21 protein-coding genes, 1 other RNA gene and 1 riboswitch are annotated in these 18,639 nt (G+C 70.0%); of the genes, 10 read left to right on the forward strand and 12 right to left on the reverse strand.

The window, feature by feature from the left end; all coding sequences use genetic code 11:
* Positions 1 to 185: 185 nt before the first annotated feature.
* The 4 genes from LMA02_RS12460 to LMA02_RS12475 all read right to left on the reverse strand — a co-directional run bounded on the left by LMA02_RS12460 (position 186) and on the right by LMA02_RS12475 (position 3,274).
* On the reverse strand, positions 186 to 845 hold the full coding sequence (locus LMA02_RS12460; RefSeq protein ID WP_011657659.1) for a ParA family protein: 660 nt from the start codon (positions 843 to 845) through the stop codon (positions 186 to 188).
* A 125-nt stretch (positions 846 to 970) separates the two neighbouring features.
* Positions 971 to 1,384: a DoxX family protein gene (locus LMA02_RS12465; protein ID WP_124827279.1), complete on the reverse strand. Its 414-nt coding sequence runs from the start codon at positions 1,382 to 1,384 to the stop codon at positions 971 to 973.
* A gap of 164 nt (positions 1,385 to 1,548) precedes the next feature.
* A complete protein-coding gene (locus LMA02_RS12470) occupies positions 1,549 to 1,689 on the reverse strand; it encodes a hypothetical protein (RefSeq protein ID WP_166488180.1) in 141 nt (46 codons plus the stop codon).
* 82 nt (positions 1,690 to 1,771) lie between these two features.
* The gene (locus LMA02_RS12475; RefSeq protein WP_228905208.1) at positions 1,772 to 3,274 is read right to left on the reverse strand and encodes a cobyric acid synthase; all 1,503 of its coding nucleotides are present in this window, start codon (positions 3,272 to 3,274) and stop codon (positions 1,772 to 1,774) included.
* Positions 3,275 to 3,349: 75 nt separating this feature from the next.
* Between LMA02_RS12475 and cobU the strand changes: the two genes are divergently transcribed.
* Genes cobU through LMA02_RS12495 form a run of 4 tightly spaced genes read left to right on the forward strand, consistent with a single transcriptional unit; the run spans position 3,350 to position 6,783 of the window.
* Complete coding sequence (gene cobU / locus LMA02_RS12480; RefSeq protein ID WP_006754519.1) at positions 3,350 to 3,910, forward strand: bifunctional adenosylcobinamide kinase/adenosylcobinamide-phosphate guanylyltransferase; 561 nt, start codon at positions 3,350 to 3,352, stop codon at positions 3,908 to 3,910.
* Positions 3,904 to 4,848 (forward strand): adenosylcobinamide-phosphate synthase CbiB, encoded by a 945-nt coding sequence (gene cbiB / locus LMA02_RS12485; protein ID WP_228905210.1) that lies wholly within the window; start codon positions 3,904 to 3,906, stop codon positions 4,846 to 4,848. The genes cobU and cbiB overlap by 7 nt, the downstream gene beginning before the upstream one ends.
* A complete protein-coding gene (cobD, locus tag LMA02_RS12490; RefSeq protein ID WP_228905212.1) occupies positions 4,841 to 5,860 on the forward strand; it encodes a threonine-phosphate decarboxylase CobD in 1,020 nt (339 codons plus the stop codon). The genes cbiB and cobD overlap by 8 nt, the downstream gene beginning before the upstream one ends.
* On the forward strand, positions 5,857 to 6,783 hold the full coding sequence (locus LMA02_RS12495; RefSeq protein ID WP_228905214.1) for a cobalamin-binding protein: 927 nt from the start codon (positions 5,857 to 5,859) through the stop codon (positions 6,781 to 6,783). The genes cobD and LMA02_RS12495 overlap by 4 nt, the downstream gene beginning before the upstream one ends.
* 46 nt (positions 6,784 to 6,829) lie before the next feature.
* Here LMA02_RS12495 and cobC read toward each other — a convergent pair whose 3' ends face one another.
* Genes cobC through LMA02_RS12525 form a run of 6 tightly spaced genes read right to left on the reverse strand, consistent with a single transcriptional unit; the run spans position 6,830 to position 11,362 of the window.
* A complete protein-coding gene (gene cobC, locus LMA02_RS12500; protein WP_228905216.1) occupies positions 6,830 to 7,414 on the reverse strand; it encodes an alpha-ribazole phosphatase in 585 nt (194 codons plus the stop codon).
* Complete coding sequence (locus LMA02_RS12505) at positions 7,399 to 8,178, reverse strand: adenosylcobinamide-GDP ribazoletransferase (protein ID WP_228905221.1); 780 nt, start codon at positions 8,176 to 8,178, stop codon at positions 7,399 to 7,401. The genes cobC and LMA02_RS12505 overlap by 16 nt, the downstream gene beginning before the upstream one ends.
* Positions 8,168 to 9,223 carry a nicotinate-nucleotide--dimethylbenzimidazole phosphoribosyltransferase gene (cobT, locus tag LMA02_RS12510; protein WP_228905222.1) on the reverse strand — a complete coding sequence of 352 codons (1,056 nt, stop codon included), beginning with the start codon at positions 9,221 to 9,223 and terminating at the stop codon, positions 8,168 to 8,170. Before cobT ends, LMA02_RS12505 begins: the two co-directional genes overlap by 11 nt.
* Positions 9,224 to 9,275: 52 nt before the next feature.
* Positions 9,276 to 10,088: an ABC transporter ATP-binding protein gene (locus tag LMA02_RS12515; RefSeq protein WP_228905223.1), complete on the reverse strand. Its 813-nt coding sequence runs from the start codon at positions 10,086 to 10,088 to the stop codon at positions 9,276 to 9,278.
* Positions 10,085 to 11,083 carry a FecCD family ABC transporter permease gene (locus LMA02_RS12520; RefSeq protein WP_006761136.1) on the reverse strand — a complete coding sequence of 333 codons (999 nt, stop codon included), beginning with the start codon at positions 11,081 to 11,083 and terminating at the stop codon, positions 10,085 to 10,087. The genes LMA02_RS12515 and LMA02_RS12520 overlap by 4 nt, the downstream gene beginning before the upstream one ends.
* A gap of 39 nt (positions 11,084 to 11,122) precedes the next feature.
* On the reverse strand, positions 11,123 to 11,362 hold the full coding sequence (locus tag LMA02_RS12525) for a hypothetical protein (RefSeq protein WP_228905226.1): 240 nt from the start codon (positions 11,360 to 11,362) through the stop codon (positions 11,123 to 11,125).
* Positions 11,363 to 11,846: 484 nt separating this feature from the next.
* Positions 11,847 to 12,100: riboswitch (cobalamin riboswitch) on the reverse strand.
* A 165-nt stretch (positions 12,101 to 12,265) separates the two neighbouring features.
* Here LMA02_RS12525 and LMA02_RS12530 point away from each other — a divergent pair.
* From LMA02_RS12530 to LMA02_RS12550, 5 genes are all read left to right on the forward strand, one after another.
* Positions 12,266 to 12,616 (forward strand): hypothetical protein, encoded by a 351-nt coding sequence (locus LMA02_RS12530; protein ID WP_006750007.1) that lies wholly within the window; start codon positions 12,266 to 12,268, stop codon positions 12,614 to 12,616.
* Positions 12,613 to 12,927: a cell division protein ZapA gene (locus LMA02_RS12535; protein ID WP_006478091.1), complete on the forward strand. Its 315-nt coding sequence runs from the start codon at positions 12,613 to 12,615 to the stop codon at positions 12,925 to 12,927. The genes LMA02_RS12530 and LMA02_RS12535 overlap by 4 nt, the downstream gene beginning before the upstream one ends.
* Before the next feature lie 80 nt (positions 12,928 to 13,007).
* A non-coding RNA gene (gene ssrS, locus LMA02_RS12540) (6S RNA) lies at positions 13,008 to 13,189 on the forward strand.
* A gap of 108 nt (positions 13,190 to 13,297) precedes the next feature.
* Positions 13,298 to 13,759 (forward strand): EVE domain-containing protein, encoded by a 462-nt coding sequence (locus LMA02_RS12545; protein WP_228905228.1) that lies wholly within the window; start codon positions 13,298 to 13,300, stop codon positions 13,757 to 13,759.
* 197 nt (positions 13,760 to 13,956) lie between these two features.
* Positions 13,957 to 14,697 carry an SIMPL domain-containing protein gene (locus LMA02_RS12550; protein ID WP_006750009.1) on the forward strand — a complete coding sequence of 247 codons (741 nt, stop codon included), beginning with the start codon at positions 13,957 to 13,959 and terminating at the stop codon, positions 14,695 to 14,697.
* Positions 14,698 to 14,851: 154 nt separating this feature from the next.
* Here the strand turns inward: LMA02_RS12550 and lgt are convergent, their stop codons facing one another.
* Together lgt and LMA02_RS12560 are read right to left on the reverse strand one after the other, a co-directional pair.
* Positions 14,852 to 15,742 carry a prolipoprotein diacylglyceryl transferase gene (gene lgt / locus LMA02_RS12555; RefSeq protein WP_228905229.1) on the reverse strand — a complete coding sequence of 297 codons (891 nt, stop codon included), beginning with the start codon at positions 15,740 to 15,742 and terminating at the stop codon, positions 14,852 to 14,854.
* An 89-nt stretch (positions 15,743 to 15,831) separates the two neighbouring features.
* A complete protein-coding gene (locus LMA02_RS12560; RefSeq protein WP_228905231.1) occupies positions 15,832 to 16,749 on the reverse strand; it encodes a LysR substrate-binding domain-containing protein in 918 nt (305 codons plus the stop codon).
* 135 nt (positions 16,750 to 16,884) lie between these two features.
* Between LMA02_RS12560 and ilvD the strand changes: the two genes are divergently transcribed.
* Positions 16,885 to 18,558, forward strand: coding sequence for a dihydroxy-acid dehydratase (gene ilvD / locus LMA02_RS12565; protein WP_228905232.1), 1,674 nt, complete (start codon positions 16,885 to 16,887; stop codon positions 18,556 to 18,558).
* Positions 18,559 to 18,639 lie beyond the last annotated feature (81 nt).

An 18,639-nucleotide genomic window follows, 5' to 3' on the forward strand; every position in this document is an offset into this window, starting at 1 on the left:
CGCCGCCGGCGTGTCGCGACACGCCGGGTCGCGGTCGCGGCGCCGCGCGCGCCGTGACGGCCGGTGTCGTGCAGCCGTATACGTACGAAGGGCCTGATCCGGCGCGATGCCGGATCAGGCCCTTCGTCATTCGACCGGATCGCAGTCGATTCGCCGTCGGTTCTCTCCGGCTTCGGCCAGTGCGGTCAGGACGCCTTGCCGACCTTCTCCGCTTTCGGCGCGCGGCGCTCGGCCCATTCGACGATCGGCCGCCACTGCTCGAGATCCTTCTCGACGCGGCTCTTCGCGACGTCCCACAGCGTCAGGCCGTGCGCGGCGATCTGCACGTAGTTCTGCGTGTCGCGCACGTAGCCGAGCACCGGCAGCCCGAGCCCTTCGACGAAACGATGCAGCTGGTCGGACGAGCGCGTGCGCGCGTCGACCCGCATCCCGACGATCCCGACCTCGACGCTGCCCTTGCGCACGGCCTTCTCGCCGGCGAGGCGCTCCAGAAACTGCTGGGTCGCGAGGATATCGAACATCGACGGCTGCAGCGGCACGATCACCTTGTCGGCGAGCTGCAGCGCGACGCTGAGCCGGTTGCCGTGCAGGCCGGCCGGCGTGTCGATCACCGCATATTCGAGGCCGCGCGGCGGCTTCGACGGCGCGTCCGGATCGAGCTCCCACGCCTCGATCGCCGGCAGGCCGGCCGGCCGCAGGTCGAGCCACGCATGCGCGGACTGCTGCCGATCGAGATCGGCGAGCGCGACCCATGCGCCCTGCGCCGCGAAATAGCCGGCAAGATTGGTGGACAGCGTGCTCTTCCCCACGCCGCCCTTCGGATTCGCCACCACGATGACCGTCATGAATTCCCCCAAAAAGCCGCGCGGCGCCTGCCGCCTTGCAGGCGCCGCTCGATTGCGGATACAGGGAGCGATGATATCGGCAAACGGGGTATCACCGGAACGGGTCGCGCCGATGCCCGCCCCGTTTATGCGGTCCGCGTTGCGGCGCGCGGTGCGCCGAGCGCGAACGCGCCACCGCCCAGCAGCGCCTGCACGGCCAGCGTGACGGCCCAGAACGCCGGGTATTCCCAGCCGCCGTTGGGCGACGCGAAGCTCCAGCCGTTCGGCAGATGCGCGGACACCGCGCCGAGCATGAACGGCAGCAGCACGAGCGCGGCGATGCGCACGCGGAAACCCGCGAGCAGCGCGAGGCCGCCGGCCAGTTCGACGAACGTCGTCACGTACGCGAGCCAGCCCGGCAGGCCGATCGACGCGAAGAACTGAGCGGTGCCGGGCAGCGTGAAGACGAACACCTTTTGCGCGACGTGCGCGAGATACAGCACGCCGAGTGCGACACGCAGCAGCGTCGCGCCGAGATCGTTCAGGCGATTGGGGTTCATGGCGAATTCCTTCGTGAGTGGCTGAGAATGGATTGCACTCTATTCGAATCGATTCGGCCGATAAACACGCACCAAGGCTTTAATTGATTCCTATTGAGAACGAATCGAGCCATAAAAAAGGGCATGACCGATCATGCCCTGACGTCCTGTCTCCGATACGCCTGTCAGCCGCCGCTCTTGCCTTGTGCGGCGTCGCCCGAGCCGGTCGAACCGCCGCCCGGTGTGTACGAGTCGCACGCGTGCGCAAGCGCTGACGCGCCCAGCAGCGCCGCGAGCAGCACGCTCAACCACCATCGAGCCTTCATCGTCGCGCTCCTTCGGGCGGACCTCCGCCCACCTGAGTTGTACGCGATTCTGCGCAAAATGCCAGGCCGGCCGCGCCGTGCGTCAGCGGAACTCGGCGTACAGCGCGCGGAGGTCGAGATGCTCGGCGAACGAATCGGCCAGCCGCGCCAGCGACGCTTCGCGCAGCGCCGGATAGTCGATGCGTTCCGCGCCGTCGAGCCCGGCCCACGCGAGCAGTGCCGCGCACCCGTCAGGCGCGTCGAACAGCCCATGCACGTAGGTCGCGAGGATCTGCCCGTCGGCCGACACCGCGCCGTCCGTGCGTACGCCGCCCGGTGCGTCGCCCGCCGCCAGCGCCAGCGCGGGTGCCGCGAGCGCGGGCCCGCGCGTGTCGCCCATGTGGATCTCGTAGCCGTGCACGGCGGCCGCGCCGGGCAGCGCGAGATGCCCGGTCACGTTCTTCAGCGTCTTGTCCGGCTGCAGCGTCGTGTCGAAGTCGAGCAGCCCGAGCCCCGGCACGCTACCGGGCGTGCCCTCGAGGCCCAGCGGATCGTCGAGCGTGCGGCCGAGCATCTGCATCCCGCCGCAGATGCCGATCACCTTGCCGCCATAGCGCAGGTGCCGGCGGATCACCGCGTCCCAGCCGGCGTCGCGCAGCCACGCGAGATCGCGCTGCACGCTCTTCGAGCCGGGCAGGATCAGCAGGTCGGCGTCCGGCACCGGGCCGCTCTTCCAGTACGTGAACTCGACCTGCGGATGCGCGCGCAGCGGATCGAAATCGGTGTGGTTGCTGATCCGCGGCAGCGCGGGCACCACCACGCGCAGCACGCCGGCGGCGCCGCGCGCGGCGGCGCTGCGTGCCTGCGACGGCAGCATGTCCTCGGCGTCGAGCAGCAGCCCGTGCAGGTACGGCAGCACGCCGAACACCGGCTTGCCCGTCTGCGCGCGCAGCCAGTCGAGGCCCGGTTCGAGCAGCTTGATGTCGCCGCGAAAGCGGTTGATGACGAAACCACGCACGCGCGCGCGCTCGCTGTCCGACAGGCACGCGAGCGTGCCGACCAGGTGCGCGAATACGCCGCCGCGATCGATGTCGGCCACGAGCACGACCGGGCAGTCCACGCGTTCGGCAAAGCCCATGTTCGCGATATCGCCTTCGCGCAGGTTGATCTCGGCCGGGCTGCCCGCGCCTTCGACGAGCACCGTGTCGTAGCCGGCGCGCAGCCGTGCGTACGATTCGAGCACCGCGTCGAACGCGACCGGTTTGTAGTCGTGGTACGCACGCGCATCGAGGTTCATGCGCGCCTTGCCGTGAATGATCACCTGCGCGCCGCGATCGCTCGTCGGCTTCAGCAGCACCGGGTTGAAATCGGTATGGGGCGCCACGCCCGCGGCGAGCGCCTGCAGCGCCTGCGCGCGGCCGATCTCGCCGCCGTCGGCCGTCACCGCGCTGTTCAACGCCATGTTCTGCGGCTTGAACGGCGCGACGCGCGCCCCCGCGCGGCGCGCGAGGCGGCACAGGCCCGCGACGAGCGTGCTCTTGCCCGCGTCGGACGTCGTGCCCTGGATCATCAACGTGCCGCGCGGCGGCGGTTCGGGTGCGTTCATCGTGTGCAAGGTCGTGGCGAAGCAAAGGCCGCATTATCGCCCGCGCCGCCGCGCGCGCGCCGTTACAATCACGCGATGATTCCGCACGACCTCACCTTCGTCCTCGGCGGCGCGCGCTCGGGCAAGAGCGCGCACGCCGAGCGGCTCGCCGCCGACAGCGGCCGCTCCGTCACCTATATCGCGACCGCAACCGCGAGCGCCGCCGATGCCGAGTTCGAACGGCGCATCGCGCATCACCGCGCGCGCCGGCCGGCCGACTGGGGCTTCGCCGACGCGCCCGTCGACCTCGCAGGCACGCTCGCGCGGCTCGACGATCCGCGCGCGTGCCTGCTCGTCGACTGCCTGACGCTGTGGCTCACGAACCTGCTGTGCCCGCTCGACGGCGAACCGCTCGACGACGCGCAGTACGCGGCGCAGGTCGAGCGGCTCGAACACGCGTTGCGCAACGCACGCGCGAAGGTAATCGTCGTCAGCAATGAAATCGGGCTCGGCGTCGTGCCGCTCGGGTCGGTCACGCGCCGCTACGTCGACGAACTCGGGCGCCTGAACCAGCGCATCGCCGCGCTCGCGACACGCGTAACGCTGCTGGTGGCCGGGCTGCCGCTCGAGCTCAAGGCCGGGGCGCCGTCATGCTGATGCTGTCGCTGCCCGTCGTCGCGATGCTCGCGGTCGCGGCCGTGATCGTCGATCGCATCGTCGGCGAACCGGCCGGCTGGCATCCGCTCGTCGCGTTCGGCCGGCTCGCCGGCCGCATCGAAGGCGCGCTGAACACGGGCCGGCGCGGCCGCGTGGTCGGCGTCGCCGCATGGGTCGCGGCGGTGGTGCCGCCGGTTGCCCTCGCCGCGTGGCTCGTGGCCGTGCTGCCCTGGCCGCTCGCGGCCGCGCTGCACGTCGCGCTGCTGTGGTTCGCGCTCGGCGCGAAGAGCCTCGCCGACCACGTCGCACCGATCGCCGCCGCGCTGCTGCGGCACGATCTCGACGCCGCACGCGCGCTGACCGCGCGCATCGTGTCACGCGACACGAGCGAAGCCGACGAAGGTGCGCTGTCGCGCGCGGCCGTCGAATCGGCGCTCGAGAACGGCAACGACGCAATCTTCGGCGCGCTCTTCTGGTTCGTCGTCGCGGGCGGCCCCGGCGCGCTGCTGTTCCGGCTCGCGAACACGCTCGACGCGATGTGGGGGTACCGCACGCCGCGCTTCCTGACCTTCGGCTGGGCCGCCGCGCGCCTCGACGACGCGCTCAACTGGATGCCCGCACGCCTCACCGCCGCGAGCTATACGTTGCTCGGCGACACGGCCGCCGCGTGGCGCTGCTGGCGCACGCAGGCACGCCACTGGGACAGCCCGAACGCGGGCCCCGTGATGGCCGCAGGCGCCGGCAGCCTGAACGTGCAGCTCGGCGGCCCGGCCGTCTATCACGGCGAAATCGAAGACCGTCCCGCGCTCGGCACCGGCGCGCCCGCGACGGCCGTGCACGTCGTCGCCGCGCTGTCGCTCGTCACGCGCACGCTCGCGCTGTGGCTCGCGCTGCTCGTCGCGAGCGGCGCCCTCATCCTCGCTACCCATCATGTCTGACGCACGCATCCCGCACGGCGGCAACCTGCACGAAGCCGCGCGCCGCCACGGCATTCCGCACGACGACTGGCTCGACCTGTCGACCGGCATCAATCCGGTCGGCTATCCGGTGCCGCCGGTCCCGGCCGACGCCTGGCGCCGGCTGCCCGACGACGGCGATGCGCTCGCCGCGTGCGCGGCCAGCTACTATCACGCGCCCGATGCCGCGCACGTGCTGCCGGTCGCCGGCAGCCAGGCCGCGATCCGCGCGTTGCCCGCGCTGCTGCCAACCGGCGACGCCGGCGTCGCCGCACTCGCGTATGGCGAATACGCGCCTGCCTTCGCGCGCCACGGCCATCGCGTCGTACCGCTCGACGTCGACACGAACGTGTTGCCTGCAACGGTACGTCACGTCATCGTCGGGAATCCGAATAATCCGACCGCCGAATGCGTGCCGGCCGAACGGCTGCTCGGCTGGCATGCGCAGCTGTCGGCACGCGGCGGCACGCTGATCGTCGACGAGGCCTTCGCGGATACGGGCGCCACGCCATCGCTCGCGCAGTACACCGATCGCCAGGGTCTGGTCGTGCTGCGCTCGGTCGGCAAGTTCTTCGGGCTCGCCGGCATTCGCGCGGGCTTCGTGCTCGCGCATCCCGACCTGGTCGCCGCGCTGCGCGACGTGCTCGGCGCATGGACCGTCAGCGGCCCCGCGCGTCACGCGGTCACCGCCGCGTTCGCCGATCGCGCATGGCAGGCGGCCGCGCGCGATCGGCTCGCGACCGACGGCGAACGACTCGCCACGCTGTTGCGCACGCACGGCTTCGCCGTGCACGCGACACCGCTCTTCAGCTGGACCGACGACCCGCGCGCCGGCGCGCTGCATGCGGCGCTCGCCGCACGCGGAATCTGGACGCGGCACTTCGCGCAACCGTCGAGCGTGCGCGTCGGCCTGCCGGGCTGCGAAGCCGAATGGCGGCGCGTCGCCGGTGCGCTCGCGGAGTGCGTCCCGATGCTGCAACAGGTATCCGCATGAACGCTCGTCTGTTGGGCCTGTCGCGCCGGCTGCCGCCGCTCGCGACGCTGGTCGCGCTCGCGCACGCGCCCATCGCGCACGCCGACGTCACGGCCCGCGACGATGCCGGCAATACCGTCACGCTGCCCGCCCCGGCGCAACGCGTGATCAGTCTCGCGCCGCATGCGACCGAACTGGTCTACGCGGCCGGCGGCGGCGCGAAGCTGGTCGGCACGGTCACGTACAGCGACTATCCGCCCGCCGCGCAGGCCGTGCCGCGCGTCGGCGACAACAAGGCGCTCGATCTCGAGCGGATCGCCGCGCTGAAGCCGGACCTGATCGTCGTCTGGCGGCACGGCAATGCCGAACGGCAGACCGATGCGCTGCGGGCGCTGCACATCCCGCTGTTCTTCAGCGAACCGAAGCGCCTCGACGACGTGGCGACGTCCCTGCGCCAGCTCGGTACGCTGCTCGGCACGGCACCGGTCGCCGACGCGGCCGCGGCATCGTTCTCGCGCGACATCGCGGCACTGCGCGCACGCTACGCGGCGCGCGCCCCCGTCACGATGTTCTTCCAGGTATGGGACCGGCCGCTGACGACGCTCAACGGCGCGCACTTGTTCAACGACGTCATTGCGCTGTGCGGCGGCCGCAACGTGTTCGCGGCGCTGAAGCCGCTCGCGCCGAGCGTCACCGACGAGGCCGTGCTCGCGGCCAATCCGGAAGCGATCGTGACGACGAGCGCGGGCGCGACGCGCTCGGACGCGCCGCTGCCGAGCCTCGCGCGCTGGCGCGCATGGCCCGCGCTGACGGCCGTGGCGCGCAACAACCTGTTCGCGATCGACGGCGATCTGCTGACCCGGCCGTCACCGCGGATCGCGCAAGGCGCGGCCGCGCTGTGCGAGGATCTCGACGCCGCGCGGGCGCGGCGGCCGGCGCACTGATTCCGGGCTTCGAAGCGTTTGCGCTTCAGGCGAGCATGCGCTTCGCCTACGCGTCCCAGTGGACGACTTCCCACGTGCGCGCGGCATCATCCACACGCAACCACACGACGCCGGCCGTCGGCACCGGCCGCGCCAGCAGCGTATCGAGCGGCACGCGCAACGCGTGCGCTGCGAGCGTGCGAATCACGCCTGCATGCGTGAGTACCCATTGCGGCGCGTCGTTCTGCGCGACCGCGTCCGCGATCCGTGCGACACGCGCGGCGAACCGTGCAACGCTTTCGCCGCCATGCGCGCACGCATGCATCAGGTCGGCCGCCCACGCATCGAGCGCGGCGCGGTCGATATCGTCCCAGCGCTGCAGCTCCCACGCGCCGAAGTTCATTTCCTGCCAGCCCGCGTCGCGCCGCAGCGGCACGCCCAACGCCTGCGCGAGACGTTCGGCGACCGACGCGCAGCGTATCAGCGGGCTCGTCCAGACCTGCTCGGGCAGCGGCGCCCCGAGCGCCGCCAGACGCTCGCGCACGGCCCGCGCGCCCGCGTCGGCCGAGGCGGCGAGCGGCACGTCGCTGCGTCCGTAGCAAACGCCCGGCTCGACATCGACGGCCGGATGGCGAATCAGGACGAGATCCATCCGAGCACCACCAGATAGATCGCCAGTTCACCCAGTTGCTGCGCGAAGCCGAGACAGTCGCCGGTATAACCGCCGATCCGCTTCACGAAATAGCGGGCCGCCCATGCCCGCACGAGCATGAGCGCGACGAAGGCCGCGACGCCCGCGCGCCAGTCCGGCCACAACAGCCACGGCAGCCCGAATGCGGCCGCGACCCACGCCGCGCGCGCGCCCATGCGCTGCGCGACCGGCTTCGCCTTGCCCTCCGGCCGAACGTAGTCGAGCGACATCAGCAGGCTCACGGCCGCCGCCCGGCTCGCCGCATGCGCGGCGACCATCGTCCACGCGGCGCGCAGCGGCGGCATGGCCGCGAGCGCCTGCCATTTCAGGCCGAGCGTGATCACGAGCGCGACCGCGCCGAACGTGCCGATGCGCGAGTCGTGCATGATCCGCAGCACGTCTTCGCGCGTATAGCCGCCGCCGAACGCATCGCAGCTGTCGGCCAGGCCGTCCTCATGGAACGCGCCGGTCGCGAGCAGCGTCGCGGCCATCGACAGGCCGACCGCGATCGACGCGGGCAGCACGCGCAGCGCCGCGAGATAGATGAGCGCGCCCCACGCGCCGACGCATACGCCCACCAGCGGGAAGTAACGCGCGGCCTGATCGAGATCGCCGGCCGCATAGCCGATCGCACGCGGCACCGGCACGCGCGTGAAATAGCCAAGCGCGACGAAGAAGTAGCGCAGTTCGGCGCGTACGCCGCCGCGCGCGCGCTCAGGCGTCACGATTGTCGACGCCCGCGGATTCGAAGCTCGCCATCTCGGTGAGGAACGCGGCCGCCGCGCGCACCAGCGGCAGCGCGAGCGCGGCGCCCGTGCCTTCGCCGAGCCGCAGGTCGAGCGCGAGCAGCGGCTTCGCGCCGAAATGCTCGAGCATGCGCCGGTGGCCGGCCTCGTGTGACGTATGCGAGAACACGCAGTAATCGCGCACGCCGGGCGCGATGCGCTCGGCGACGAGCAGCGCGGCCGTCGCGATGAAGCCGTCGACGAGGATCGTCATCCGCTCGCTCGCGGCCGCGAGATACGCGCCCGTCATCATCGCGATCTCGAAACCGCCGAACGTCGCGAGCACGTCGAGCGGCGCGATCGCGTGCGAATGCCGGACGAGCGCGCGGCCGAGCACCGCGCGCTTGTGCGCGAGCCCCTGGTCGTCGAGGCCCGTGCCGCGCCCCACGCACGCGTCGATCGGCACGTCGAGCAGGCGGCTCATCAGGCACGCGGCCGACGACGTGTTCGCGATCCCCATTTCGCCGAAGCCGATCACGTTCGTGCCGAGCGACGCGTGCAGGCGCACGCGCGCGGCGCCGGCCGCGAGCGCCGTCGCCGCCTCGTCGCGCGTCATCGCGGGTTCGGCCGCGAAGTTGCGCGTGCCGCGCCCGACCGGCAGCGACACGAGCCGGTCGGATACCGGCAGCGGCGACGCGACGCCCGCATCGACGATCTCGAGCACGCACTGCGCGACACCCGAAAACGCATTGATCGCCGCGCCGCCGGCCAGGAAGTTCGCCACCATCTGCGCGGTGACCGCCTGCGGATACGGGCTCACGCCCTCGGCCGCGATCCCGTGGTCGCCGGCGAACACGATCGTCACGGGACGCTGCACGTGCGGCCGCTCGGTGCGCTGGATCAGGCCGATCTGCAACGCGATCGCCTCGAGCTGGCCGAGGCTGCCGGGCGGCTTGGTCTTGTGATCGATCACATGCTGCAGGCGCTTGCGCAACGCGTCGTCGAGCGGCGCGATCGCGGGCGGGAAGTCGGTCGGATTCGTCATCGGAAGATTGCCTCGTTGGCGCGGCCGGTGCCGCGCATCGAAAGAAGGAAGTTCATCGCCGCTCGGGCCACGCGGGCAGCAGCGCGTCGCGGCCGTTCTCGCGGATCAGCACGAGCGGGTAGCCGAACGCGTCGCTCGCGCGCGCCGGCGTCAGCACGTCGTGCACGGGGCCCGCCCACGCATGGCCGCGGCCGTCGAGCAACAGCGCGTGCGTCGCGAAACGCCGCGCGAGATTCAGGTCATGACACGAGAACAGCACCGTGCGCGGGCCCGCGTCGAGCCATGTGCACAGCGCGGTGAGGCCATCGATCTGGTGATGCAGGTCGAGATGGGCGAGCGGCTCGTCGAGCAGCATCAGCGGCGCGTCCTGGCACAGCGTCGCGGCCAGCGCGACGCGCTGCCGCTCGCCGCCCGACAGCGACAGCACGTCGCGCGACGCGAGCGCGCTCAGCCCGAACGTCGCGAGCGCATCGCGCGCAGCCGCGCGGTCGCCGTCGCGTTCCCAGCCCCAGCCGCCGAGATACGGAAAGCGGTTGAGCAGCACCGTGTCGAATACCGTCGCGCTGAACGCGTCGTGCAGTTGCTGCGGCATCAGCGCGCGGCGCCGTGCGAGCTGTTGGGGTGGCCACGCGGCGAGTGGCAGGCGGTCGATCTCGACGTGGCCGCCGGCCGGCTGCCACAGGCCCGCGAGCGTCGCGAGCAGCGTCGTCTTGCCGGCACCGTTCGGCCCCGCGACGCACCAGATCTCGCCGGGCCGGAACGCCTGCGTGAAGCCGTCGAGCAGGGTCCGGTCGCCGGCCTTCAGCGTCAGGTCGACGGCCGCGCAGGTCATGTCGCCGGCGGTGTGCGGTACGGCGTGCGTCATCGCATCGGTCTCCTCAGCAACATCCACAGGAACACCGGCACGCCGATCAGCGCGGTCATCACGCCGACCGGCAATTGCGCGGGTGCGATCGCGGTGCGCGCGAGCAGATCGGCCGCCATTACGCCGCCGCCGCCCGCGAGCATCGCGGCGGGCAGCAGCATGCGCTGGTCGTTGCCGAATGCGAGCCGCAGCGCGTGCGGCACGACGAGGCCGACGAAACCGATCGTGCCGGCCGTCGTCACCGCGGCCGCGGCGGCCAGCGACGCGACGAGGTAGATCCGCATGCGCAGCCGCGCGACCGGCACGCCGAGCGCGAGCGCGGTCGCGTCGCCGCGCAGCAGCACGTTGAGTTGCGGCGCGGCCGGCAGCGCGACGCATGCGGCCAGCAGCAGCGCGCCCCATGCGAACCAGGGCGCCGTCACGCCGTTCAGGTCGCCCGTCAGCCAGAAGATGATGCCGCGCAGCCGCGCATCGGGCGCGAGCGACAGCAGCAGCGTGACGAGCGCGCCCCACCCGGCCGCGATCACGACACCCGTGAGCAGCAGCCGCGGCGACGCATCGCGCGAATCACCGCGCCCCAGCTCGCGGCGAGCAAGCCCGAGCACGAGCGCGACCGACACGAGCGCGCCGGCGAACGCGGACGCATCGACGAGCCACCACGCGGCGCCCGCGATCATCGCGACGAGCGCGAAGCCGGCCGCCCCGCCCGATACGCCGAGCACGTACGGCTCCGCGAGCGGATTGCGCAGCAGCACCTGCAGCAGCGCACCGGCCAGCGCGAGCAGCGCGCCGCATGCGAAGCCCGCGAGCGCGCGCGGCAGCCGCAGCGTGCGCACGATGTCGGCGAACAGCGCGTCGCCGCCGTGCGGCACGAGCGACGCGAGCGCCTGCCACGGCGACATCGGCACGCTGCCGATCGACAGCGACGCGACGAACAGCAGCGCGACCACGGCCGCGAGTGCGGCCCAGATCGACGCGGCACGCGCGGCGCTCATGCGGTGCACGACATCGTGCACGATGCACGATGCCTTCGCTTATCGCCGTTGCCGGCCGTGCGCGGCACGGGCATCGCGCCGCGGCGTGTTGTAGGCATACGCAAGCTCGTCATCCTCGTTGAGCAGGTTGTTGATGCGTGCGCGGACGACCGGTGACCCGGCGATGTCATCGCGCGCGGCAGGATTGACGATCGCGTCGTCGCGGCGCCGCGTGCCGCCCGAATCATTGGGCGCATGGCTCAGGCACCACGCGCAGCCGAACGCGCGATTCGCCGCCATCGACGCACGATACCGCGTGCGGCGATCGGCCCCCCGATTCCGCGTTTGGCCGAGCGCGTCGCGCGACGTGGCGGCAGGTCGCTCGTCGGTCGAGCCGACGCCACACGGTCGCGCACACGGCCGCGATCCGTCGAGCCGCACGTTCGCGGGGCCGACGTTCTGCGCAATATAGTGGAAGCCGCCCCATCGGGTCGACCGGCGTCGCGCCGGCGTCACCGTCAAGCACGACCGGCTCGGCAACGGCGACTTCCGGCGGCAAGGGTGCGTCAGCACGCCGCGCGACGGATCGCGGCGCCGCTTGACGTGCGACGGGCGACGTCGCCGCTCCGGACGGATCGGCGTATGCCGCAGCCTGCGCGACGGCGGCAAGCGGCACGCCGCGGCGCGCACCGGGCGCCGGGCGAACGATTGGGGTCAGCATCGAAGACAAGTCCCGTGAAGCACTGCGCGCCCCGCTTCCCCGCAGGCCGCGCGTCATGAAGCCGTGCAGGCTCCTCGCCTCGGCCGGTATCCGGGCTGGCGGCGTACCGGCTCGCCTTCCCGCGCGTTTCACGCGCAGTGGCCCGCGCCCGCGTGCGACCTGCACGCGAAACGCGCCCGAGCCGGCCTGCGTCATGCGACGCGGCCGCTTACCGTTGCGGGGGCAGCGCAGGTTGGCGATCTCCGTGCGGAGCACGCGCCCTGCTTCCCGTTTAACCGCGCGACGCACGCGCGAGCACCGAGGCGGCGCCAGTTTAGGAGCGGGTCGCACGAGCGTCAAGAAAGCGCCCAAACGCATGCCGGGAGCGCGTCGGACGCGCATATTCGCGGCAAGAAGCGGGGGTGTTACGACTGGAAACGTTACAGATGTCGGAATGCGCGTTATTCCGCGCTAAAATGCTGGGTCTTTAGAGGACGCAGCAGATGCTCAACGAACTCGAAACTTTATCTCAAAATATTGGCCGTCTGATCTCGCTGAACAAGCGCTATCACTCGGAACGGCTCGCGCTCGAGGAGCAGGTCGCGCAAATGCGCGCGGAAGCGGACACTGTCCGCGCGGAACTCGCGCAACTGCGCGACGAACGCAATGCACTCGCGGCGGAGCGCGACACGCTGTCGGCAAAGATCGACGACGCTCAGGTCAAACTGAACGCGATTCTCGAAAAGCTGCCGCGCACGAAGAGCGCCGAGCAAGCCGACAACCAGCTCGATCTGCTGGATGCACAGGCGCGCCCGGATAGCGACGACGCGGCCAGCCACGGAGAACATGCATGAGCACCAAGCAGATCGAAGTCTCGATTCTCGGTCAGCCCTATCGGCTCGCCTGCTCGGCCGAGACCGAAGCGGCGCTGCTCGAGGCCGTCGCGCGCGTCGATGCCGAAATGTCGAAAATCCGCTCGAACAGCTCGGTGCGCGGCACCGATCGCATCGCGGTGATGGCGGCCCTGTCGCTTGCATCCGAATTGCTGCGACTGCAAACGAGCGTGCGGCACGGTGAAGCATTTCCGGCGGAAGAAATCCGTCGTACAATGCACCAGATGAACGAACAGCTCGGCGCGGTGCTCGCACAGCACGAGACGCAGTAACGTTTGATCGATGCGTCGATTCCCCTTGATCTCAGCGATCAACGGTGGTCAAATTGGCGCAACGAAACACAGTTCAGTCAGCTTCCCTGCCTGGTTCGCCAAGGTCATATATTCCTTGAACCAATGCCATGTGCACGGTTGCGGAAATTTGTAGCACGGGCGCGCGCGTCACTCTGTCTGATGTACCCGAAGTGCTGCTAACTGCGACCAATTCTGAACCTCAGGTTCAGGATGCCGGCCTAGCGGCCAAGGCGGGGACCTATTCAACGGCATCGGGCCATCCCGATGCCGTTTCCTTTTCAAGGTCTGTCTGCATGCCGAACGCGTATGCAGTCAGGCCGTCACGCCCTTTCTGCATCGATCACGATCCATGCAATACTGGCTGATGAAGTCCGAACCGGACGAAGCAAGCATCGACGATCTCGCCCACGCGCCGCAGCACTCGCTGCCCTGGACCGGCGTGCGCAACTATCAGGCGCGCAATTTCATGCGAGACACGATGAAGATCGGCGACGGCGTGCTGTTCTATCACTCGAGCTGCCCCGAGCCGGGCATCGCGGGCCTTGCCGAAGTCTCGTCGACGCCCTACCCTGATCCCACCCAGTTCGATCCGAAAAGCCCGTATTACGATCCGAAGTCGACGCAGGAAGCACCGCGCTGGCTGCTCGTCGACGTGCGCTTCGTGAAAAAGTCGCCGCTCGTGCCGCTCCCCGCGCTGCGCGAACACGACGAACTCGCCGACATGCGTGTGCTCGCACGCGGCAACCGGCTGTCGATCACGCCGGTCACGCGCGCCGAATGGCGCTTCATCACCGAAAAGCTGATGAGGTAGGCACGCGCAGCAGGCGCGCGCAAGCCAAAGGTCAAATCCCGTCAACACACGCCACCGCCACGGAACTCGCGGCGCGTTCGCGCAGCCTAAGCAACCGCTGTCGCCCGCTCGGGCCGACAGCCGTTTTTTCGTCGCGCGGCACGCCCGCGTCGCGCACGCGTGATCCGCGTGCGCGCCCTCGCACAAGGAGTCCAACAATGACCAAGAAAACCGCACTCGCGCTGTCGCTCGCCCTCGCCGCCGCCGTGCCCGTCGCGCTGACGCTCGCGTCGCCGGCCGCGCATGCGCAAACGGCGAACCCGCACTTTCCGGAGCCGGCGGGCGTGCTGTCGCTGTCGTCGCAGGCCAGCGCCGATGTGCCGCAGGACATCATCCACATCACGCTGTTCTACGAACAGCAGGCGAAGGACCCGGGCAGCCTGACGTCCGCGCTGAACCAGCGCGCCGATGCCGCGCTCGCGCAGGCGAAGGGCGTGTCGGGCGTCACCGCGCACACCGGTGCGTTCTCCGTGTATCCGAGCACCGATCGCGACGGCAAGATCTCCGCATGGCGCGGCCGTACCGAAGTCGTGCTCGAATCGCGCGATTTCGCGGCGGCGTCGAAGCTCGCGGGCCAGTTGTCGAACCAGATGCAGATCGCGAACGTCGAGTTCTCGCTGTCGCCCGAAGCGCAGCGCGCGGCCGAGCAGAAGCTCACGACCGAAGCGATCAAGTCGTTCCGCGCGCGCGCGGACGAAGCCGCGAAGGCCTTCGGCTACGGCAGCTACTCGATCCGCGACGTCAACGTCGGCGGCGGGCGCAACGTGCAGCCGTATCCGCGCATGATGGCGATGGCCGCGGCGCCGATGGACAGCGCGAAGATGAGCGCACCGATCGCGGTCGAAGGCGGCAAGGCGACCGTGTCGGTCACGGTCAACGGCTCGGTGCAGATGAAGTAACGCACATCGCGCCGCACACGGCAGATGCAAAAACGCCGGCCCTCGGGCCGGCGTTTTTCGTTTGCGCTCCTGCGATCGATGCGCATGCCGATCGACTACATCGGCATCGCATCACGCATCATGCGTCACACTGCTCGCGCACGACGCAACCCCATCACGCAGCCGCATTCACCGGGCGTCGGCGGTAGCCCCACACCAACAGCGCGATGCCCACGAGGATCATCGGCAGCGACAGCCACTGTCCCATCGACAGGCCGAGCGCGAGCAGGCCGAGGAAGTCGTCCGGTTCGCGCGCGAATTCGACCGTGAAGCGCGCGAGCCCGTAGCCGATCAGGAACAGCGCGGACACCGCACCCAACGGCCGCGGCTTGCGCGCGAAGAAGAACAGCACGAAGAACAGCGCAATGCCTTCGAGCGCGATTTCGTAGAGCTGCGAAGGATGGCGCGGCAGCATCTGGTACTGCATGAACACGTCGGCGAGATGCCACTTCTCGACGAGCGCCGGATGCTTCGGCAGCCATGCCGCGTCATCACGCATCGCGCCCGGGAACAGCATCGCCCACGGCGAATTCGGATCGGTCACGCGGCCCCACAGCTCGCCGTTGATGAAGTTGCCGAGCCGCCCGGCCGCGAGCCCCGCCGGCACCATCGGCGCGACGAAATCGGTGACCTGCAGCCAGTGGCGCTTGCGCTGCCACGCGAACAGCACCATCGCGAGCGTCACGCCGAGGAAGCCGCCGTGGAACGACATCCCGCCCTCCCACACCTTGAACACGTCGAGTGGATGCGAGAAGTAGAAGTCGGCCTTGTAGAACAGCACGTAGCCGAGCCGGCCGCCGAGCACGGTGCCGAGCACGCCGTAGAACATCATGTCGTCGATGTCCTTCGCGGTCCAGCCCTGCGCCGCGACATGCGGCAGCTTCAGGCGGATCCGGCCGACGACGATCGCCGCGATGAAGCCGACGAGATACATGAGGCCGTACCAGCGCACGGCCAGCGGCCCGAGATGGATCGCTACGGGGTCGAAATTCGGGTGAATGATCATGGATTAGCGATGAAGTTTTCGAATGCGATACGGCGCTCGCACCGGCGCCGCACCGCGCATTGGACGGCGCCGGCGCGCCATCGTTCGCATCACGTGGCGAGACCGTGCGCGCGCACGACGTCGATGAAGCCGGCGAGCACGGGACTGACATCGCCCGTGCGCCATACGAGGCCCGTCTCGACGACCGGCGCGTCGCCGGCGAGCGGCCGGTAGACCACGCCGGTGCGCCGCAGGTTACGCAGCGATTGCGGCACCAGTGCGACGCCCATGCCGGCCGACACGAGGCTGACGATCGTCTGCATCTGGATCGCCTCCTGGCCGATGTGCGGGGTTTCCCCCGCCGCGCCGTAGCAGCCCGTAATGATGTCATAAAAGCCGGGCGCCAAACGACGCGGGAAGATCACGAGCGGCAGCGCGGCCAGGTCGGCCAGATGCACGGGCTCGTCCTCGGACACGTCGGGCGCCGCGGCCGCCGGCATCGCGACCACCAGCGGCTCGCGCACGACCGGCAGGTACGACAGCCCGGCCGCGTGGCGCGGCGGCACCGGGGGAATCACGAGCCCCGCGTCGATGCGTCCCGCGACGAGTTCGTCGATCTGCACGTCGCTCGTCGCCTCCGCGAGCTGCAGCCGCACCTGCGGATAGCGCGCACCGAACGCGCGCAGCAGCGACGGCAGCAGCCCGTAATCGGCGGTCGACACGAACGCGAGCGACAGCGAGCCGGCTTCGCCGCGCGCGAGGCGCCGCGCGAGCGGCGGCAGCGCGTCGGCCGACGCGAGCAGCCGGCGCACGTCGGGCAGCAGCGCCGCGCCGACCGCCGTCAGCGCGACCGAGCGCTTGGTACGCACGAACAGCGCGACGCCGAGCGCATCCTCGAGCGCCCGGATCGCCTGCGACAGCGGCGACTGCGTCATCGACAGGCGCTCGGCCGCGCGGCCGAAGTGGCGCTCGTCGGCAACGGTCACGAAATAGCGCCACTGGCGCAGGTCGGGCGTCGGCTCAGCCATGCTTCACTCATTCGCAAAACGACTTAATAAGCGACAAATAATATATTGGACATCCCAAACCGGAAACTCCATTCTTGATTGATCCGAACCGGCGCGCCATTCGCGAGCGCCGCCAACACAACGATGGAGTCCCCCATGCCGTACAACCGTCGCTCGAAGCACATCACGCAAGGCGTGGCCCGTTCGCCGAACCGCTCGATGTATTACGCCCTCGGCTACCAGAAGGACGATTTCGACAAGCCGATGATCGGCATCGCGAACGGCCACTCGACGATCACGCCGTGCAACTCGGGCCTGCAGCGGCTGTCGGACGCGGCCGTCGCGGCGATCAAGGCGGCCGACGCGAACCCGCAGATCTTCGGCACGCCGACGATCTCGGACGGCATGTCGATGGGCACCGAGGGGATGAAGTACTCGCTGGTGTCGCGCGAAGTGATCGCCGACTGCATCGAGACTTGCGTACAGGGCCAGTGGATGGACGGCGTGGTGGTGGTCGGCGGCTGCGACAAGAACATGCCGGGCGGGATGATCGCGCTCGCGCGCCTGAACGTGCCGGGCATCTACGTGTACGGCGGCACGATCCGCCCCGGCCACTGGAAGGGTCGCGACCTGACGATCGTGTCGTCGTTCGAGGCGGTCGGCGAGTTCACCGCGGGCCGGATGTCGCAGGAGGATTTCGAAGGGGTCGAGAAGAACGCGTGCCCGACGTCGGGGTCGTGCGGCGGGATGTACACCGCGAACACGATGAGCTCGTCATTCGAGGCGCTCGGCATGTCGCTGATGTACTCGTCGACGATGGCGAACCCCGACCAGGAGAAGGTCGATTCGGCCGCCGAATCGGCGCGCGTACTGGTCGAGGCCGTGAAGCGCGACCTGAAGCCGCGCGACATCATCACGAAGGCATCGATCGAGAACGCGGTGTCGCTGATCATGGCCACCGGCGGCTCGACCAACGCGGTGCTGCACTATCTCGCGATCGCGCACGCGGCCGAGATCGACTGGACGATCGACGACTTCGAGCGCATCCGCAAACGCGTGCCGGTGCTCTGCGACCTGAAGCCGTCGGGTCAGTACGTCGCGACCGATCTTCACCAGGCAGGCGGCATCCCGCAGGTGCTGCGCATCCTGCTCGATGCGGGGCTGCTGCACGGCGACTGCATGACGATCACCGGCCGCACGATCGCCGAGGAACTGAAGGACGTGCCGGGCGTGCCGCGCGCGGACCAGCATGTGATCTTCCCGATCGATCGCGCACTGTACAAGGAAGGCCATCTCGCGATCCTGAAGGGCAATCTCGCGGAAGACGGCGCGGTCGCGAAGATCACGGGCCTGAAGAATCCGGTGATCACGGGCCCGGCGCGCGTGTTCGACGACGAGCAAAGCGCGATGGACGCGATCCTCGGCGACCGGATCCGCGCGGGCGACGTGCTGGTGCTGCGCTATCTCGGCCCGCAGGGCGGCCCCGGCATGCCGGAAATGCTCGCGCCGACGTCGGCGATCATCGGCAAGGGGCTCGGCGAATCGGTCGGCTTCATCACGGACGGCCGCTTCTCGGGCGGCACCTGGGGGATGGTGGTCGGCCACGTCGCGCCCGAGGCGTTCGTCGGCGGCACGATCGCGCTCGTACAGGAAGGCGATTCGATCACGATCGATGCGCACCGGCTGGTGCTGCAGCTGAACGTCGACGACGCGGAGCTCGCGCGCCGCCGCGCCGCGTGGAAGCAGCCGGCGCCGCGCTACACGCGCGGCGTGCTCGCCAAGTATGCGGCCCTCGCCCGCCCGGCGAACCAGGGCGCCGTTACCGGTTGATGCGGCGCGCGGGGCATGCGACCCCATTTCAGGCGACCGCTGGGGAAACGCGTAAAACGCGTTTCCCCTTTGCTTTTATAA

The organism is Burkholderia sp. B21-005, from assembly GCF_020843965.1.
GTDB lineage: Bacteria > Pseudomonadota > Gammaproteobacteria > Burkholderiales > Burkholderiaceae > Burkholderia > Burkholderia ambifaria.